The organism is Streptomyces katrae (genome assembly GCF_002028425.1).
GTDB classification, from domain to species: Bacteria; Actinomycetota; Actinomycetes; order Streptomycetales; family Streptomycetaceae; genus Streptomyces; species Streptomyces katrae_A.
On sequence record NZ_CP020042.1, the window covers coordinates 5170199 to 5187701 of the forward strand.

Annotated in this window: 19 protein-coding genes; 9 read left to right on the top strand and 10 right to left on the bottom strand. The window is 72.4% G+C overall.

The window, feature by feature from the left end:
- Positions 1–152 precede the first annotated feature (152 nt).
- Together B4U46_RS23780 and B4U46_RS23785 are read right to left on the bottom strand one after the other, a co-directional pair.
- Positions 153–410 (bottom strand): WhiB family transcriptional regulator, encoded by a 258-nt coding sequence (locus B4U46_RS23780; RefSeq protein WP_003953983.1) that lies wholly within the window; start codon positions 408–410, stop codon positions 153–155.
- A gap of 320 nt (positions 411–730) precedes the next feature.
- Positions 731–1696 carry a diacylglycerol/lipid kinase family protein gene (locus B4U46_RS23785; RefSeq protein WP_079431948.1) on the bottom strand — a complete coding sequence of 322 codons (966 nt, stop codon included), beginning with the start codon at positions 1694–1696 and terminating at the stop codon, positions 731–733.
- Between the two features lie 84 nt (positions 1697–1780).
- On the opposite strand from B4U46_RS23785, the gene B4U46_RS23790 reads away from it, so the two are divergent.
- Positions 1781–2251: a hypothetical protein gene (locus B4U46_RS23790; protein WP_079429714.1), complete on the top strand. Its 471-nt coding sequence runs from the start codon at positions 1781–1783 to the stop codon at positions 2249–2251.
- Between the two features lie 19 nt (positions 2252–2270).
- Here B4U46_RS23790 and B4U46_RS23795 read toward each other — a convergent pair whose 3' ends face one another.
- The 3 genes from B4U46_RS23795 to B4U46_RS23805 all read right to left on the bottom strand — a co-directional run bounded on the left by B4U46_RS23795 (position 2271) and on the right by B4U46_RS23805 (position 4157).
- Complete coding sequence (locus tag B4U46_RS23795; protein WP_237293359.1) at positions 2271–3257, bottom strand: RNA polymerase sigma factor SigF; 987 nt, start codon at positions 3255–3257, stop codon at positions 2271–2273.
- 11 nt (positions 3258–3268) lie between these two features.
- Positions 3269–3682, bottom strand: a complete 414-nt coding sequence (locus B4U46_RS23800) for an anti-sigma regulatory factor (RefSeq protein WP_042816094.1) — start codon at positions 3680–3682, stop codon at positions 3269–3271.
- A gap of 214 nt (positions 3683–3896) precedes the next feature.
- On the bottom strand, positions 3897–4157 hold the full coding sequence (locus B4U46_RS23805) for a UBP-type zinc finger domain-containing protein (RefSeq protein WP_079429715.1): 261 nt from the start codon (positions 4155–4157) through the stop codon (positions 3897–3899).
- 65 nt (positions 4158–4222) lie between these two features.
- Here B4U46_RS23805 and B4U46_RS23810 point away from each other — a divergent pair, with 65 nt between their 5' ends.
- Entirely contained in the window at positions 4223–5806 is a 1584-nt protein-coding gene (locus tag B4U46_RS23810; protein WP_079429716.1) for a Na+/H+ antiporter, read from the top strand.
- Positions 5807–5991: 185 nt separating this feature from the next.
- On the opposite strand, the gene B4U46_RS23815 is transcribed toward B4U46_RS23810, so the two are convergent.
- A complete protein-coding gene (locus tag B4U46_RS23815; RefSeq protein WP_079429717.1) occupies positions 5992–6885 on the bottom strand; it encodes a 1-aminocyclopropane-1-carboxylate deaminase/D-cysteine desulfhydrase in 894 nt (297 codons plus the stop codon).
- Positions 6886–6895: 10 nt separating this feature from the next.
- Positions 6896–7486 (bottom strand): N-acetylmuramoyl-L-alanine amidase, encoded by a 591-nt coding sequence (locus B4U46_RS23820; RefSeq protein WP_079429718.1) that lies wholly within the window; start codon positions 7484–7486, stop codon positions 6896–6898.
- Positions 7487–7792: 306 nt separating this feature from the next.
- Here B4U46_RS23820 and B4U46_RS23825 point away from each other — a divergent pair, with 306 nt between their 5' ends.
- The 4 genes from B4U46_RS23825 (at position 7793) to B4U46_RS23840 (ending at position 11270) form a co-directional block, all read left to right on the top strand.
- A complete protein-coding gene (locus tag B4U46_RS23825; protein WP_079429719.1) occupies positions 7793–9199 on the top strand; it encodes a family 2B encapsulin nanocompartment shell protein in 1407 nt (468 codons plus the stop codon).
- Positions 9199–10248 carry a family 2 encapsulin nanocompartment cargo protein polyprenyl transferase gene (locus B4U46_RS23830; RefSeq protein ID WP_079429720.1) on the top strand — a complete coding sequence of 350 codons (1050 nt, stop codon included), beginning with the start codon at positions 9199–9201 and terminating at the stop codon, positions 10246–10248. Before B4U46_RS23825 ends, B4U46_RS23830 begins: the two co-directional genes overlap by 1 nt.
- Positions 10249–10364: 116 nt before the next feature.
- Positions 10365–11009 (top strand): GNAT family N-acetyltransferase, encoded by a 645-nt coding sequence (locus tag B4U46_RS23835; RefSeq protein ID WP_079429721.1) that lies wholly within the window; start codon positions 10365–10367, stop codon positions 11007–11009.
- A gap of 57 nt (positions 11010–11066) precedes the next feature.
- Positions 11067–11270, top strand: a complete 204-nt coding sequence (locus B4U46_RS23840; RefSeq protein ID WP_079429722.1) for a hypothetical protein — start codon at positions 11067–11069, stop codon at positions 11268–11270.
- A gap of 76 nt (positions 11271–11346) precedes the next feature.
- Here the strand turns inward: B4U46_RS23840 and snpA are convergent, their stop codons facing one another.
- Positions 11347–12012: a snapalysin gene (snpA, locus tag B4U46_RS23845; protein ID WP_100862889.1), complete on the bottom strand. Its 666-nt coding sequence runs from the start codon at positions 12010–12012 to the stop codon at positions 11347–11349.
- 225 nt (positions 12013–12237) lie between these two features.
- On the opposite strand from snpA, the gene B4U46_RS23850 reads away from it, so the two are divergent.
- The 3 genes from B4U46_RS23850 to B4U46_RS23865 all read left to right on the top strand — a co-directional run bounded on the left by B4U46_RS23850 (position 12238) and on the right by B4U46_RS23865 (position 16712).
- Complete coding sequence (locus B4U46_RS23850; RefSeq protein ID WP_079429723.1) at positions 12238–13170, top strand: LysR family transcriptional regulator; 933 nt, start codon at positions 12238–12240, stop codon at positions 13168–13170.
- Positions 13171–14896: 1726 nt separating this feature from the next.
- Complete coding sequence (locus B4U46_RS23860; protein WP_079429725.1) at positions 14897–15820, top strand: DUF4097 family beta strand repeat-containing protein; 924 nt, start codon at positions 14897–14899, stop codon at positions 15818–15820.
- Position 15821: 1 nt separating this feature from the next.
- Positions 15822–16712 carry a PadR family transcriptional regulator gene (locus B4U46_RS23865; protein ID WP_079429726.1) on the top strand — a complete coding sequence of 297 codons (891 nt, stop codon included), beginning with the start codon at positions 15822–15824 and terminating at the stop codon, positions 16710–16712.
- On the opposite strand, the gene B4U46_RS23870 is transcribed toward B4U46_RS23865, so the two are convergent.
- Together B4U46_RS23870 and B4U46_RS23875 are read right to left on the bottom strand one after the other, a co-directional pair.
- A complete protein-coding gene (locus tag B4U46_RS23870) occupies positions 16713–17273 on the bottom strand; it encodes a Clp protease N-terminal domain-containing protein (RefSeq protein ID WP_079429727.1) in 561 nt (186 codons plus the stop codon).
- On the bottom strand, positions 17273–17482 hold the full coding sequence (locus B4U46_RS23875) for a helix-turn-helix domain-containing protein (protein WP_079429728.1): 210 nt from the start codon (positions 17480–17482) through the stop codon (positions 17273–17275). The genes B4U46_RS23870 and B4U46_RS23875 overlap by 1 nt, the downstream gene beginning before the upstream one ends.
- Between the last annotated feature and the right edge of the window lie 21 nt (positions 17483–17503).

Sequence of the window (17503 nt, forward strand, 5' to 3'; positions counted from 1 at the left end):
CAGCGTGACGGCCGGAGCGGGAAAAGCACTGAGCCCCGGACCGGAACCTTCTCAGCGGTAGCTGGGGGAGGTCATCGGTCCGGGGCTCAAGAGCACGTTGCCAAGCGCTATACGGGTACTACGCGCTGCACGTCGAGGCTCGAAAGTCGATATCAGGCGCTGGCGTTGCGCGCCCGGTTGCGAGCGGCGCGGCGCTTCATGGCGCGGCGCTCGTCCTCGCTCAGGCCGCCCCAGACACCGGAGTCCTGGCCGGACTCGAGCGCCCACTGCAGGCACTGCTCCATGACGGGGCAACGGCGGCAGACGGCCTTGGCTTCCTCGATCTGCAGCAGCGCAGGACCGGTGTTGCCGATGGGGAAGAAGAGCTCGGGGTCTTCCTCGCGGCAAACGGCGTTGTGACGCCAGTCCATGGCTGCTCCATCTCCTTGTATTGCGGGCAGGTTGCTTGTGAATGTGAACGCTTTCACGAATCCCCCCGTGAGGGAAGGGCCGACGCCCAGTTGGCCTGGTGCGGTCCAAGATTCGTGGTGGGGTTCTGGCGCTCTGTGTGGGTGCCGGGTTCTGCGGGCTGTCCCGATCGCCATGTAGAGATTCGCAAACCTCGGACGGGGATACAACCCCTTCCGGAAAGTTTTTTTGGATTCGTCGGTGTCGACTAGGTCACAGCCCTAGTTCCTAGGGGTGGACCGGCGTGTAAACGTTCGACTGAAAGGACTTTGGGCTCTTCTACTCACACAATCACACGCAGTGCACGGCGAACGCCTGTGAACCGAACGCTGGTGCGCACTCCGAGGTGATCGCCGTCCATCTGGAAAGGGAGGGGAACCTTCGAATGCAAGGTGAAGTCGGTCAGATCGTGCAGAGACAGCGCGTGCTTGCCGTGCGGACCCCGCTCAGGAGTCGAGGTCAGGAGCTGTGTCGCGTACCGCGCGACCGCCGGAGTTGACAAACGGTCCAGCGCCAATACGTCAAGCGCGGTATCGAACGAAGCTTCCGGAGACGCGTACAGAGGACGATTTCCCAGGTACGTCCACGGCGAGGTGTTGCAGACTATCGACAGCACCAGATCCGTCACCGGATCCGCGCCCGGCTGCTCCAGCGTGATCGTCCCGTGCCGGCGGTTGGGCTCCTCCCAGAACTGCCGCATCAGCTGTCGTACATACAGGGCGTGCGTCGAACGCTTGCCCCGCTCCCGCTGCTGCTCGACCCGCCCCACCACACCCGCGTCGAAGCCGAAGCCCGCGCAGAACGTGAACCAGCGCGACGGGACCGACTCGTCCTCCGTCCCCGGCACCCCCGCGGCCAGCCCCAGGCCCACCGTCCGCTCCCGCCGCTCCCGCAGCGCGTCCAGCAGGGCACCGGTCGCCTCCACCGAATCGTTCGGCAGCCCGAGCGCACGGGCGAAGACGTTCGTGGATCCGCCCGGCACCACCGCCAGCCGCGGCAGCCGCTCCGGATCCGGGCCGTCGTGCAGCAGCCCGTTCACCACCTCGTTGACGGTGCCGTCCCCGCCCAGCGCCACCACCAGGTCCAGCCCCTCGTGCGCGGCCTTGCGCCCCAGGTCGCGGGCGTGCCCCCGGTACTCGGTGGTCACCGCCTCCAGCTTCATCTCGCTGGCCAGGGCGTGCGTCAGGACGTCGCGCGTGCGCGCACTGGTGGTCGTCGCTGCTGGGTTGGCCACGAGAAGTGCACGCATGGTCGCCAGACTACCCACCCCGCGCACCCGCCCCCTACCGACCGTCCCCGCCCGGGCCCGGCCCGCCGCGGCTACCCTGCTGGGGTGAGCAAGAAGCCGAGCCCCCGCACCCCCGCCGCGTCCCCCGAAGGCCCCGCCGCCGACGCCGCGGAGCCCAAGACGCTGCCCGGCCGGCTGACCGCGGCCGCCGTACTGACCGCCCTGGAAGGCCTCGCCCTCGCCGGCCTCGGCGTCTACATGCTGTTCGTCGGCATCGCCGGCCACCCCGACTCCCCGCAGCAGGCCGAGACCGGCGGAGCGACCCTGCTCGCCCTCGCCGCGCTCCCGCTCATCGCGGCGCGCGGGCTGCGCCTGGGCCGCCGCTGGAGCCGTGGCCCCGCACTGATCACCCAGCTGATGGCCCTCCCCGTCGCCTGGACCCTGTGGACCACCGGCGGAGCGATGACCGCCGCCGCCGTGGCCCTCGCCCTGGCGGCGGTGGCCGTCACCGGGCTCCTGGTGAACCCGACCGCGACCGAGGCGCTGGGCATCGGGCCCGCGGACCAGGCCCGATAACCCCTCCAGCACCTGTCGATCACTCCTCGACGAGGAGCTTGTCCCGCAGCTGGGCCAGCGTGCGCGCCAGCAGCCGGGAGACGTGCATCTGGGAGATGCCCACCTCCTGGGCGATCTGCGACTGGGTCATGTTCCCGAAGAAACGCAGCAGCAGGATCCGCTTCTCCCGCGGCGGCAGCCCCTCCAGCAGCGGCTTGAGCGACTCGCGGTACTCGACACCCTCCAGCGCCTCGTCCTCCGAGCCCAAGGTGTCCGCCACCGCCGGCGACTCGTCGTCGGTGTCCGGCACGTCCAGCGACAGCGTGCTGTAGGCATTGGCCGATTCCAGCCCCTCCAGCACCTCCTCCTCGGAGATCCCCAGCCGCTCGGCCAGCTCGTGGACGGTGGGGGAGCGGCCGTGCTGCTGGGAGAGTTCCGCCGTGGCCGTCGTCAGCGACAGCCGCAGCTCCTGCAGGCGCCGCGGCACCCGCACCGCCCAGCCCTTGTCACGGAAGTGCCGCTTGATCTCGCCGACCACCGTCGGGGTGGCGTACGTCGAGAACTCCACCCCCCGGTCCGGATCGAACCGGTCCACCGACTTGATCAGGCCGATCGTCGCGACCTGCGTCAGATCGTCCAGCGGCTCGCCCCGGTTGCGGAACCGCCGTGCCAGGTGCTCGACCAGCGGCAGGTGCATCCGCACCAGCCGGTTGCGCAGCTCCGCCCGCTCCGGGGACCCGTCGGGCAGCTCCCGCAGCTCGAAGAACAACGCCCGCGCGCCACTGCGGTCCCGCGGATCCGGCAGCGCCACGTGCGCCTCGCCCGGCCCCTGGGGAGCCAGGGCCTCCGGTGGCTGGGATTGGTCGTGCTGGTTCTCGCTCATAGGGCCCGCCCGTCGCTCCGCCGAGTCCAAAAAGCCGTCTTCCGCATCCGCGTCAGCCGGGTGCGGCCGGGCGTGGTGCTGCTCCGGGATGCCGCCGTCGACCTCGTGCCGTACCCGGGGCCGATCCCCGCCCCGCACCGGGATCTCCCCGCCGCTCACGCCGGGCCTGGCCCCGCGCCGCGCTGTTTGTAGAGGCTGATGCTCACCGTCCGGTTGTCCTCGACCGTCGCCTCGACCTTTCCGGCCAGCGCGGACAGCACGGTCCACGCGAACGTGTCCCGCTCCGGCGCGCGCCCGTCGGTAGTGGGTGCGGAAACGGTCACTTCCAGTGAATCGTCGATCAACCGGAAGACGCAGCTGAGGACGGAGCCCGGCACGGCCTGCTGGAGCAGGATCGCGCAGGCCTCGTCCACCGCGATGCGGAGGTCCTCGATCTCGTCGAGGGTGAAGTCCAACCGTGCCGCGAGACCGGCCGTGGCCGTTCGCAGCACCGACAGGTAGGCACCCGCAGCCGGCAGCCGGACTTCCACGAAGTCCTGGGTCCCGGGCTCGCCTGCGATCTGGGACACCCTCACCTCCAAGGTGGTACGAGCTCTGTTCGCCGGTGACGCTATCGCGATCCGGGCGATCGTGTCGCGGCACCCCTCATGGCGCCCTCTGTGGAGCGCCCGGGCCGACCCCACCTCTGTGCAGTGACTGATGGTAAGCACACGGGTACACACAGTGGCTAGGGGTCTGCGGGCCCAATTCGGGGGAACCGGCGGAGGGTTGAACTACCCCGCTTCAGACGATCGAACCGTCGACAAAACACCAACGCCACGTCTCACCCGGTTCGAAGCTGCGCATCACCGGATGACCCGTCTCCTGGTGGTGCGCGGTGGCGTGCCGGTGGGGAGAGCTGTCGCAGCAGCCCACGTACCCGCACCCCAGGCACATCCTCAGCTGGACCGGATGGCTTCCGAGCACCTCGCATTCCGGGCACGTCAGGGCACGCGGGACGGGCTCGGGGCGCGGCAGTTCGGCAACGTGGGTGCACTCGCTCATGATGGCCAGGTTACGGCCAGGGTGCGGGTGGGGCACCGGCGACGACGGATGGGGATGGATCTTCGATGGAGGTATTGCCGCTGGTGGCGCTGGTGGCGGTGAGCGCCGCCGTGGCGGGGGCGGCCCGGCGTACGCCCGTGCCGGCGCCGCTGCTGCTGGTCGCGGTGGGACTCGTCGCCGCGTACGTGCCCGGGGTGCCCTCGTACGCCCTCGACCCGCACATCGTGCTGCCGCTGCTGCTCCCGCCGCTGCTGCACACGGCCGCGGTCGACAGTTCGTACCTGGACCTGCGGGCCAACCTGCGGCCGATCGCCCTGCTGTCGGTGGGGTACGTGCTGTTCGCGACGCTCGCGGTGGGCTGGGTGACGTACCTGCTCGTACCCGGGGTGTCACTGCCGGTGGCGCTGGTGCTGGGCGCGGTCGTGGCCCCGCCGGACGCGGTCGCGGCCACCGCGATCGCCCGGCGGCTCGGGCTGCCGAACCGGGTGACGACCATCCTGCAGGGCGAGTCCCTGGTGAACGACGCCACCGCCATCACCGCCTACAAGGTGGCCCTGGCCGCTGCGGTCGGGACGAGCGCCGGCTGGTCGGGCGGGCTCGCCGAGTTCCTGCTGGCCTCGGTGGGCGGGGTGGGGGTGGGCCTGCTGCTGATGGTCCCGATCCACCAGCTGCGGAAGCGGCTGCGGGAGCCCCTGCTGCAGAACACCCTGTCGCTGCTGATCCCCTTCGTGGCCTACGCGGCCGCCGAGCGGGTGCACGCGTCGGGCGTCCTGGCGGTCGTGGTCGTCGCCCTCTACCTGGGGCACCGCAACTGGCAGGTCGACTTCGCGACGCGGCTCCAGGAGGAGGCGGTGTGGAAGGTCGTCGCGTTCGTCCTGGAGTCGGTGGTCTTCGCCCTGATCGGCCTCCAGCTGCCGGTGGTCCTGCGGGGCCTGAGCGAGTACGAGGGCCTGGCGGCAGCCTGGTACGCGATCGCGGTGTTCCTCGCCGTGGTGGTGGTCCGGTTCGCATGGGTGTTCCCGGCGACCTTCATGCCGAGATGGGTCTCGGAACGGATCCGCACGCGGGAGCCCGACACCGACTGGAAGTCCCCGGTGATCGTCGGGTGGGCGGGGATGCGGGGGGTGGTGTCCCTGGCGATCGCGTTCTCGGTGCCGATGAGCGTGCCGCACCGCAACCTGATCCTGTTCCTCACCTTCACCACGGTGATCGGGACGCTGGTGGTGCAGGGCCTGACCCTCCCGCCCCTGATCCGGGCGCTGAAGCTCCCGCCGCGCGACGCCCAGGCGGAGACCCTGGCGGAGGCCCAGGCCCAGAGCGAAGCCTCGCGGGCGGCGGAGGAACGCCTCGCGGAACTCCTGGAGGACCCGGCGAACAGCACCCTGCCGCCACCCCTGGTGGACCGCCTGCGCACGGTCCTGGAACGGCGCCGCAACGCGGTGTGGGAGCGCCTGGGCGAGGTCAACCCGGTGACGGGCGAATCGGCCGACGACGTCTACCGGCGCCTGGCCCGCGAGATGATCGAGGCGGAACGCGAGGTCTTCGTGACCCTGCGGGACCGCCGCCGCATCGACGACGAGATGCTACGGGGCCTGCTGCGCAGGCTGGACCTGGAGGAGGCGGCGGCGTACCGGGAGGAGGCGGGGTGAGGGCCCGCCATCGCCCCCTAGAGGGGTAGGGGCCGGGCGGTGTCTGCCCACCCACCTCGCAGCGGGGCCCGGGCGGGCCGGAACCGGACAGCGGACCGGCACTGAGTGTGGCCCCGCCCACCTCAGCACCGGTCCGCTGTCCCGTTCCGGCCCGCGCGGATCCCGCCGCGATGGCGGGCCCGCCCCTACGCCCGCCCCGTCACGATCGCCGCCAGCGTCGTGCCTCGGGGGAACGTGCCGGCCTGCGTCAGGGTCGTCAGGGCGCGGAGGAGCTTCGCGACGTAGATGCGTTCCACCGGGAGGCCGTGGCGGGACTCGAAGTCCTCGGCGAAGGCTTCGAGGGATGGGGGGACCCGGGCGTAGCCGCCGTGGTCGTGGCCCTCGGCCAGGGTCCAGTTGGGGGTCGGGGCTCCGAAGGCGGCCGTCTGGAGGGAACGTATCTCCGGCCCCAGGAAGCCGCCCGCCAGGACCGGGACGCCCAGGGCGCGCTGGCCCGGGGCCAGGCCGGCCGCCAGGCCGGCCAGGGTGCCTCCCGTGCCGCAGGCGACGGCCACCACGTCGCAGGCGCCCCGCAGTTCGCGCCCCAGCTCCGCGCACCCCGTGAGGGCGAGCGGGTTGCTGCCGCCCTCCGGGACCAGGTACGCGTCCGGGGCCCCGGCGGCCGTCAGGAGGCGGGACAGGACCTCCGGCTCGGCCTTGCGCCGGTACTCGGAGCGGGTGACGAAGTGCAGCCGCATCCCGTCGGCCGCGCAGCGGGCCAGGGAGTCGTTGAGGGGGCGGTCCGCGAGCTCGTCGCCCCGGACGATGCCGACCGTCTCCAGGCCGAGCAGCCGTCCGGCGGCCGCCGTGGCACGGAGGTGGTTGGAGTAGGCGCCGCCGAAGGTGACGAGCCGGTCGTGGCCCGCCTCCAGGGCGGCTCGGAGGTTCGGCGCGAGTTTGCGCCACTTGTTGCCCGGGAGTTCCGGGTGGACGAGGTCGTCCCGCTTGAGGAGGAGCCGCACCCCGTGCGCGGCGAAGCGTTCGTCGGCCGCCTCGGCGAGGGGGGACGGCGGGCGGGGGCGCAGCTCGGGGTGGGTCACCCGTCCATTGTCACTTCAGCCGGTCGGCCACACGTTCGCGCAGCCAGTCCATCGTGAAGCCCTTGGGGTCGATCTTGCCCGGCTGCCATTCCAGGTGGCCGATGACCGAGCGGGCGCCCCAGCCGTGGACGCGGCACAGGGCCGACGCCGAGCGGGTGATGGCGTCGAGCTGGACAGCGGGCCAGGGGTCCTCGCCGTCGCCGAGGTTCTCGCACTCGAAGCCGTAGAAGTAGCGGTTGCCGTCGGTGTCGGCCTGGTGGGCCGGGGGGAGGCGGCGTTCCGCGACGACCGCCGCGAGGACGTCGGAGTCGCCGGCGCCGGCGTGGTTGGCGCGGCCGTAGCCGACGAGGTGGACGCGGCCGTCCTTGGTGATGACCCCGTGGCAGAGCGGGCCGGGCAGGGCGCGGTCCCCGTCGCGGCAGAGGTCCACGGTGTAGTCGGTGCCGTGGGTGACGGTGTGGTGGATCATCACCCCGTGCACCGGCCCCCAGGGGCCCTTGTGGTTGCGGTTGTGCGTGCGCCAGCTGCCGACCTCGACGACGGTCAGGCCTTCGGTGCGCAGGGCGTGGATGAAACGGTCCGCGGACATGGGTGCGGACATGGCCGCCTCCCTTACGGTACGTGCTCGGTTCGTTACGTACCGGTGTAGTGGAAGCGGCCCTTCCGAGACTAGGGCGTGTTTCGGCCAGCCGTCACGCCGAGGCGAGCCGGAGGGCGGGGGCGCAGACCTCGTAGTGGCTGGGTGCCGCGGGCGGGGCGCCCCGGGATGGACGTCAGGGGCCGTTGAACCCTGAAGGATGCCCGGTGCGGCCCGGAGTAGTCCCACCCTTTTGTGTAATGGTCCGACCGCATTGCGTGCTGAAAGGCTTCTCTACCGCAGACCATGGAGTAATCGAAAGGCGAAGACATGTCGGTCCAGGCGGGCTCCGAACCCGAAGCCCAGACACCGCAGCGCAGTCTCGGCACCGCGGCCGCGCGGAACTTGGCGAGCACCACCAAGTCCGCCCCGCAGATGCAGGAGATCACCTCGCGGTGGCTCCTGAAGATGCTCCCCTGGGTCTCGGTGCAGGGCGGCACGTACCGCCTCAACCGCCGCCTCAGCTACTCCGTCGGCAACGGCATCGTGGAGTTCGTCAAGACGGGCAGCCAGGTCCAGGTCATCCCGGCCGAACTCGGCGAACTGCCCCTCCTGCGCGACTACACCGACGAGGACGTCCTCACCGAACTCGCCGCCCGCTGCCGGCAGCTCGACTTCGAGGCCGGCCAGGAGCTCACCTCTTTCGGCAGCCCCTCCGACCAGGTCTTCCTCCTCGCCCACGGCCGCATCGACCACATCGGCCCCGGCCCCTACGGCGACGACGCCGTCCTGCGCACCGTCGCCGACGGCGCCTACTTCGGCGAGGACGCCCTCACCGACGACGAGGCCATCTGGGAGTACACCGCCCGCGCCGCCACCTCCGGCACGGCCCTCGTCCTGACCCGCCAGGACTTCCAGATCCTCGCCGACCGCGTCCCCTCGCTCCGCGCCCACGTGGACGACGTGCGCACCCAGCCCGAGCGGCACGCCAACCCGTACGGCGAGGCCGCCATCGACCTCTCCGCCGGCCACCACGGCGAAGCCGTCCTCCCCGGCACCTTCGTCGACTACGAGGCCCGCCCCCGCGAGTACGAACTCTCCATTGCACAAACGGTCCTGCGCGTCCACACCCGCGTCGCCGACCTCTACAACCACCCCATGAACCAGACCGAACAGCAGCTGCGGCTGACGGTCGAGGCGCTGCGGGAGCGCCAGGAGCACGAGATGCTCAACAACCCCGACTTCGGCCTGCTCCACAACGCCGACTACGACCAGCGCGTCCAGCCCCACGACGGCGCGCCCACCCCCGACGACTTCGACGCGCTGCTCGCCATGCGCCGCGACTCCAACCTGTTCCTCGCCCACCCCAAGGCCATCGCCGCCTTCGGACGCGAGTGCAACAAGCGCGGCCTCTACCCCGAGACCGTCGACGTCGCCGGGACCCGCGTGCCGGCCTGGCGGGGCGTGCCCATCTTCCCGTCCAACAAGATCCCGATCAGCGACGCCCGGACGACGTCCATCCTCTGCATGCGCACGGGCGAGGAGAACCAGGGCGTGATCGGACTCCACCAGCCCGGGATCCCCGACGAGATCGAGCCGAGCATGTCGGTCCGCTTCATGGGCATCAACGAGCAGGCGATCATCTCCTACCTGGTCACCGCCTACTTCTCCGCCGCCGTGCTGGTCCCCGACGCCCTCGGCGTGCTGGAGAACGTCGAGATCGGCCGCTGGCGCTGATGGCCGCGAACACCATCGCCGCAGGCGAGGGACAGGAGGCGGCCGCCCTCCTGGACAGCACGAGAGAAACGGTCAACCCGGAGCTCCGCCGGGCCGTCGAGAGCCTGCCCGCCCCCACCCGGAGGGTGGCGATGTACCACCTCGGCTGGGAGCACGAGGACGGCAGCCCGGCCGCCGCCGGCGCGGGCAAGGCCATCCGGCCGGCCCTGGTCCTCGCCTCGGCGCGGGCCCTCGGAGGTCCGCAGGGCAGCCCGGAGTCCGCGGTACGGGCGGCGGCCGCGGTGGAGCTGGCGCACAACTTCACCCTGCTGCACGACGACGTCATCGACAACGACGCCCGCCGCCGCGGGCGGCCCACCGCCTGGACCGTCTTCGGGATCCCCGACGCCCTCCTCGCGGGCGACGCGATGATGGCGCTCGCCCTGCGGATGCTCGCCGACGACCCGCACCCGGCCTCGGCGCGGGCCTCGGCACGCCTCGCGGCCTGCATCGTCGAGCTGTGCGCCGGGCAGCAGGCGGACTGCGCCTTCGAACGGCGTTCCTCCGTCACCCTGGAGGAGTGCCTGGCCATGGCCACGGCCAAGACCGGCGCCCTCCTGGGCTGCGCCTGCGCGGTCGGCGCGCTGTACGCGGGCGCCGGGCCGGAGGAGGTCGAGGCGATGGACGCCTTCGGACGGGAGGCGGGCCTGGCCTTCCAGCTGATCGACGACCTGATCGGCATCTGGGGGGACCCCGGGCACACCGGCAAGCCGGCCGGGGCCGACCTGATCGCCCGCAAGAAGTCCCTCCCGGTGGTGGCGGCCCTCGGCTCCGGCACCGAGGCCGGGGAGGAGCTCGCCGCCCTGTACGCCGGCCCCATGACCGGGGACGAGGACGTCCGGCGGGCCGCCCGGGCCGTGGAGCGGGCCGGCGGCCGCGACTGGGCGCAGGACCACGCCGGCGACCGGATGGGCCGGGCGGTGCAGGAGCTGTCCCGCGCGGTGCCGGACGTGGCGGCGGCGGGCGGGCTGCTGGCGCTCGCGGAGTTCGTGACGCGCCGTACGAAGTAGACGGGGAGGATGGCCCGTTCCGGCACCGCGGGGGTGCCGGAACGGGCCTATCCGCGCGCTCCGGCCAACTCTAGGATCACTCGCGGTCGTTGACGCGTGAGTGAAGGGTGTGACCCGTGGTGCTGGAGATACGTCAGGCGGATCAGTCGGACCGGGACGCCGTCGCGCGTCTGCTGGACGAGGCCTTCCGCAGCGACCCGGTCAGCTCCTGGGTCTTCCCCGACCCCGCCCACCGCGCCGCCGTCCACGGCAGGTTCCTCGGGGTGTTCGTCGACGTGGCCCTGGCCGAGGGCCGGATCGACTACGCGGCCGACGGCTCGGCGGCCGCCCTGTGGCTGCGGATCCCGGCGGGCGAGCCGGAGGGCGAGGACGAGATCCCGGCCAAGATGCGCGCCGTGGCCGACCCCGGCAACGAACGCTGCGAGCTCGTCGGACGGCTCACGGGGGCGGTCCACCCCACCGCCGAGGAGCACGAGTACCTGCTCATGATCGCGGTCGCGCCCGGGCGGCAGGGCGAGGGGCTGGGCACCGAGCTGATCCGGCCCGTCCTGGAACGCTGCGACCGGGAGGGGGTCCCCGCGTACCTGGAGGCGAGCAGTGAGCGGAGCATGCGGCTCTACGAGCGGCTGGGCTGGGAGCTCACCGGCGAGGCGGTGCGGCTGCCGGACGGCCCGCTGATGTGGCCCATGTGGCGCAAGCCGCTGGGCGCGGGGGCGGGGGACGGGCCGCGTGCCCGGGTGGTGGGCGACCACTCCGGCTGAAGTGCTGTGACGGTCCTCGTACCGGGCGGACGCGCGGAAACGGCCTACCGTGGAGGTATGGCCGGTGAACAGCGACGAGAACACGCGCATCCGACGGTCGCCCCGCAGGCCGGGCACGCACAGCAGACCTGCCCGGCCTGCGGGACCCCCGTGGAGACGGTGGTCCGGCGCCACAAGTCCCTCGGGATCTTCGTACCCACCTGGGGCCCGGGCCCCTGCCCGTCCCCGGACTGCCCGCGGCACGTGCCCGCGGAGGGATGACCCTCCGCGGGTGCTGCCGTACCGCGGGTGCTGCCGTACGCGGGCGGGTGCTGCCGTACCGCGGGCGGGTGCGGGATCAGCCCTTGGTGCCGAGACCCGAGGCGACCAGACCGTTGGCCCACAGCTGGTTGACGCGCGAGCGCTCCGTGCTGTTCGGGTAGGCGTTCGTGCACGAGGTACCCGGACCGCCGCCCGACATCAGCTCGCTGCACGGACCCGAGTAGTGGTCCGGCAGACCCAGCACGTGGCCCGTCTCGTGGGCCGTCACACGGGTGGAGTTGTACTGCTGGTTCTGCGCGTAGTCCAGGAAGATGTAGCCCCGGCCGTGCCCGTCCGTGCTCGCGTACGACCCCCGGGAGTCGTTGCCCTCGTAGTACGAGAAGTTCCCGCCCGAGGACACCTCCTGCAGCTTCACGTTGGAGACCGAACCGTTCCAGATACGGGTCGAATTGGCTATCTGCGTACGGAAGCTGGGCGCGTTGCGGGTGTTGTAGGTGACCGTGACGACCGCCGTGGCGCTCGGGTTCGCGGCACGCTGCTCGGCCACCGCGCGCTGGACGGCCTCGAAGAACGCCTTGTTGGCGGCCTGGTTCTCCTGGGAGCGCTCGTACGCGGCGTAGCTCGCCGGGCTGCCGCCCGCCGGGGTCGCGGCCGTCGCGCTGGGGACGACGCCGCCGAGGACGGCGGCGACACCGAGGCCGACGGACGCGGCGGACAGCATGGTCCTGCGGGAGTGGCGCATGTGGGGGGCTCCTACTCATCAGGTGCAGTGGGGGGTGGATTGGGTGATCCGGTACCGGAGTCTGCGGGAGCGGAAGGGGCCGGCGGATGATGTCAGAGGCCGATAACACCGCCCTATCGGGGGGTTTCGGCGAGATTTACCTTGGTCAACTAGCGTGAGAATGGCGGGATTCGGGGGGCTATAGGTGGCTGGTGCGGCCCCCTGGGGCCCGCCTACCCTCGGGTCATGGAGCTCGAGGTGAGGCACCTGCGCGCGCTGTGCGCCATCGCCGACGCCGGCAGCCTGCACAAGGCCGCCCGGCAGCTCGGCGTGAGTCAGCCCTCCCTGACGACGCAGCTGCGCCGAATCGAACGGGCCCTGGAAGGCGAGCTGTTCCTCCGTGAGCGGACCGGCTGCCGGCCGACCCCCTTCGGGCGCACGGTGCTCGGGCGGGCGCGGCCGCTCCTCGCCGAGATGGCCGCACTGGTCGCCGAGGCGCGGGCCGCCGCGCACGGGCCCCGGCTGCGGATCGGCTCGACCGCGAGCCGCGCCCTGCCGGGGTGGCTGCGCCGGCTGCACCGGCGCGCACCGGAGACGGAGACCACGCTGGTGGTCGACGTCTCGGCCAACGCGCTGTTGCGGATGACCGCCGCCGGGCAGCTGGACGTGGCCTTCGTGCACGAGGTGGAGGGCAGCCCGCTGCGGGTGCCGGACGGCCTGGAGCTGCGGGTGCTGATGGAACGCGAGCCGCAGTTCGTGTCCATGTCCCTGGACCATCCGGCGGCCCGGTCGGCGGTGGTGGAGTTACAGGACCTGGCCGGGGACCGCTGGACGGTGGACCCCTCGGTCGACGGCGAATGGGACGGCCTGCGCCGCGTGTTCGCCCGCGCCGGCCTCACCCCGCAGGTCCTGCACGCCGACTACCACACGGCGGCGTCACTCATCGTCAGCGGCGAGGCGGTGGCCCCGTGCCAGCCGACCTCGGGCCCCCGCGACGACATGGCGATCCGCCCGCTGCTGGGCGACCCCCTGGCGGTCCGCCTCCTGCTGGCCACCCGCCCGGGGGAACACGCCGAGGCCTACGAGGACCTCCGCGCCGCCTACCGCGAGGCGGCCCTGGGGACGCCGCCGTACCGGGCCTGGCTGTCACGGCAGGGGAGTCCGCTGCTGGTGGCTTAGGCGGGCCATCGCCATCGCCCCCTCGAGGGGTGGGGGCCGGGCGGTGTTTGCCCACCCACCTCGCGGCGGGGTCCGGGCGGGGCGGGCCGGGTCAGCGGACCGGGGGCGGGGGAGGGGCGGGGTCTCGGTTGGGCGGTCTCAGGGATGGGTTGGGGCTTTCCCGTCAGTCTCATCGTCCTTCCGCGTCGGGCCGGTCAGTCAAGAGCGCTCCTTCGTCGCGTCGCTACGCGATGTCGCTGCGCTCCACTCTTGACAGCCCGTCCCGCCACGGAAAAACGAAGACTGCCGGGAAACCCCCAAAGGAACGGGACGGACGTTCACTGGACATCCGGCGGACTCAGCGACCCTCCGGGGTCGTCGGGGGCCGCCTCGCCAAGCATCCGGGCCGACATCCATGCCATTCGGGGCCGCGATCCGCGACAGATCGCTACGCGCTCCTCCCGTCTCAGCGTCCGCCGACCGCCTGGGGCCGCTGCCCGCACCAAAGGACGACAGAATCGGCATCCGGGGCCGGTGGGCGCGACAGATCGCTACGCGCTCCTCTCGTCTCGGCGTCCGGCGGCCGTCTGGGGCCGCTGCCCGCAGGAAAGGACGACAGGATCGGCATCCGGGGCCGGTGGGCGCGTCAAATCGCTACGCGCTCCTCTGATTTCGGCGTCCGCGACCCGCCTGGGGCCGCTGCCCGCACCAAAGGCCGACGGAATTGGCATCCGAAGCCGCCAGGCGCGCCAGATCGCTACGCGCTCCTCGTTTTTCGGCGTCCGGCGGCCGCCGGGGGCTGATACCTGCACCAAATGACGACCAGGGCAGCATCCGGGCTTGCGGGCGCGTCAGATCGCTACGCGCTGCCGAAATCCCGGCGTCCGGCGGCCGGCTGGGGCTGGTGGCGGCACCAAAAGCCGATCCGCAGAGCATCCCGGCCCAAGACGGCCGCCAGCCGCCGAGAAATGAGGAGCGCGTAGCGATCTGACGCGCCTGGGGTCGCCTGATGGCCTTCTCATCGGCATTTCGTGCAGGCAGCAACCCCAGCCGGCCGCCGGACGCTGAAAAGACAGGAGCGCGTAGCGATTTGATGCGCCCACCGGCCCCGGATGCCGATTCTGTCGGCCTTTGGTGCGGGCAGCGGCCCCAGGCGGTCGGCGGACGCCGAAACCAGAGGAGCGCGTAGCGATCTGTCGCGGAGGGCGGCCCCGAATGGCATGGATGTCGGCCCGGATGCTTGGCGAGGCGGCCCCCGGCCTCCCCGCCTGGTCGCTGATTCCGCCGTGTGTCCATCGATGGACCGTGCCGTTCTTCTGGGGGTTTCCCGGCAGTCCTTGTCTTTCCGGGGCGGGACGGGCTGTCAAGGGTCGCCGAAGGCGATCGCGAAGCGACGCGACCGAAGGGAGCGCCCTTGACAGGGCGGCCCGAACCGGAAGGACAGTGGGACTGACGGGAAAGCCCCAGGGCTGCTCTGAGACCGCCCAGGTCAGACCCCGATCCCGTGGGTCCCGGGTGCCCGTCCTCCGCCGCCGCATCGCCGGAATCCCGATTCCCCCGCTCGGCCCCCGTCCGGCCCCCCAGTCCGCCCCACGCTCGGCCCCCCGCTGTCCGCCCCCGCCCCGCCCCCCGACGCCGCGCCGCACCGGGTGCGTGCTTGACTTCGGGGTAGCGCGATATATCGTGTTCTACAGAAGACGCGATATGTTGCGTGCGTCGTCGTCAGTCCATGAGGAGGAGCAGCACCATGCCTGAGCAGATGACCTGGTCCGTCCCCGCCCCCCAGCGGATCGCCTTCGAGCAGCCGGTCACGGACCTGCGGGTCCGTGTGGTCGGCGGCACCGTCAACGTCGTCGCCTCCGAGGACGGGCCCGCTCGGCTGGAGGTCACCGAGGTCGACGGGCCCCCGCTGCACGTGGTGCAGGAGGGCGGCGTCCTCACCGTGTCCTACGAGGACCTGCCCTGGAACGGTTCCCAGGGCTTCAAGAAGTGGTTCGAGGGCAAGCCCTGGAAGGCCTGGTCCGGTTCCTCCGCCGACGGGCGCAAGGCCTGGGAGCGCAGCGTCACCGTCACGCTGACGGTGCCCGCCGCCACCGCCGTCCAGCTGGCCACCGTCAGCGCGACCGCGTTCGTCTCCGGCATCTCCGCCGCCACCGAGGTCACCGGGGTCTCGGGCGACGCCACCCTGGTCGGGCTCTCCGGGCGGGTCAAGGCGCACACCGTGTCCGGCGGCGTCGAGGTGCAGTCCGTCACGGGTGAGCTCGGCTTCCACTCGGTCTCCGGCGGACTCACGGTCGTCGACGGCGCCGGCGGCAGCGTACGGGCCGACTCCGTGAGCGGTGACATGCTCATCGACCTCGCCCTCGACGGGGCGGCCGGCCGGCCGGTGGACATCTCCCTCAACTCCGTCTCCGGCCAGGTGGCGATCCGCCTCCCGCACCCCGCCGACGCCAGGGTCGAGGCCAACACCGCCACCGGCAGCGTCTCCAACGGGTTCGAGGACCTGCGCGTCACCGGGCAGCTGGGCGCCAAGCGGATCACCGGCACCCTCGGCAAGGGCTCGGGCACCCTGCGGGCCACCACCGTCTCGGGGTCCATCGCCGTGCTGCGCCGCCCGCAGGCGGACGCCGAGGCCGCCGCTCCCCTCCAGCTCGACAAGAAGGTGCTCTGACATGCCGCCCGTCTTCGCCCACGGCCGCCTCCGCCTCTACCTCCTCAAGCTGCTGGACGAGGCGCCCCGCCACGGCTACGAGGTGATCCGCCTGCTGGAGGAGCGCTTCCAGGGCCTGTACGCGCCCTCCGCGGGCACGGTGTACCCGCGGCTGGCGAAGCTGGAGGCCGAGGGGCTCGTCACGTACGCCACCGAGGGCGGGCGCAAGGTGTACTCGATCACCGAGGCGGGCCGCGCCGAACTGGCCGACCGGGGCGGGGAGCTGGCCGACCTGGAGCTGGAGATCCGCGACTCGGTGTCCGAGCTGGCCGCGGAGATCCGTGACGACGTCCGGGGCGCCGCCGGTGATCTGCGGCGCGAGATGCTGGCCGCGGCCAACGCCTCGGCGACGCAGCCCGAGGACGAGTCCTGGAAGGCCGCCAAGGAGGAGCTCCGCAAGGCGCGCCAGGAGTGGAAGGAGCAGGCCCGCCGGGCCAAGGACGAGAGCCGCCGGGCCCGTGAGGAGGCCCAGCAGGCCCGCCGTCAGGCCAAGGAGGCCCAGGAGCGGGCTCGCGAGGAGGTGCAGCGGATCGCCGCGCAGCTCCAGGAGCAGCTCAGCAAGACGGGCGGGGTGTTCGGCAGCCTGGCCGGGGCCTGGCTGGGCGGCGGCAACACGGCCGCCGCGCCCGAGACGCCCACCGCCCCCGGCCCCTCGGGCTCGGGCTGGGCCGAGGACCTGGCGCCCACCGCGGATCCGGCCCGCGACCTGGACCGGCTGCTGGACCGGTTCCGTGACGACATCCGGGACGCGGCCCGCGACCACGGGGTCACCCCGGCCCAGCTGGCCGAGGCCCGCGCCCACCTGGCGGCCGCGGCCGCCCGCATCGAGGCGGGCCTGCGCCCGGGTGCCTAGTCAGGCCGCGAGAGCCGCTTCCACCCTCGCGTACGTGACTCCGTGGTCCGCCAGGACCTCGGAGACCGTGCCGGGGCGGGTGAGCAGGGCCAGGAGCAGGTGCGGGGTGCCGATGTGGGGGTCCTTGCGGCCCAGGGTGATGCGCAGGGACTGCTCCAGGGTCTTCTTCGCGCCCTGGGTGAAGGGGAAGTGACGCCGCTTCGGCTCGGGGCGCCCCAGGGCCTCGCGGAGCGAGGAGCCCAGCCCCCGCCTGCGGGGTGCGGGGGCCGTGAGGGCGCCCGCGCCGTGGGTCTCCTCGATGCGGGACACGACCTCCGAGAGGTCGATGCCGAGGCCCGCGAGGGCCTCCTCGTCCGCCCGGGACATTCCGCCCCGGCGGCGGGCGGCCTCCAGGTCCGCGGTGAGCGCGGCGCCGTCGACGCCGAGGCCGTCCAGTGCGCCCCCGTTCAGCAGGGACAGCAGCAGGTGCTCCTCGGTGACGGTGCCGGCTCCGGCCGCCACGGCCTGGGCGACGGCGCCGGACACCGCGTCGCGGGCGTCCCGGGTGAAGCGTTCGAACATCAGAGCCTCCCATGCTTCTTGTGCACGGCCTGCCGGCTGACGCCGAGTTCGGCCGCGATCTCCTGCCAGGACCAGCCCTGCGCGCGGGCGCTGCGCACCTGGACGGTCTCCAGCTGCTCCAGCAGCCGGCGGAGGGCGGCCACGGCGCGCAGGCCCACGCGGGGGTCCCGGTCTCCGGCCCGTTCGGCGAGATCGGTGGCTTCGGTCATGCTGTCAATGTAGGTTGACAC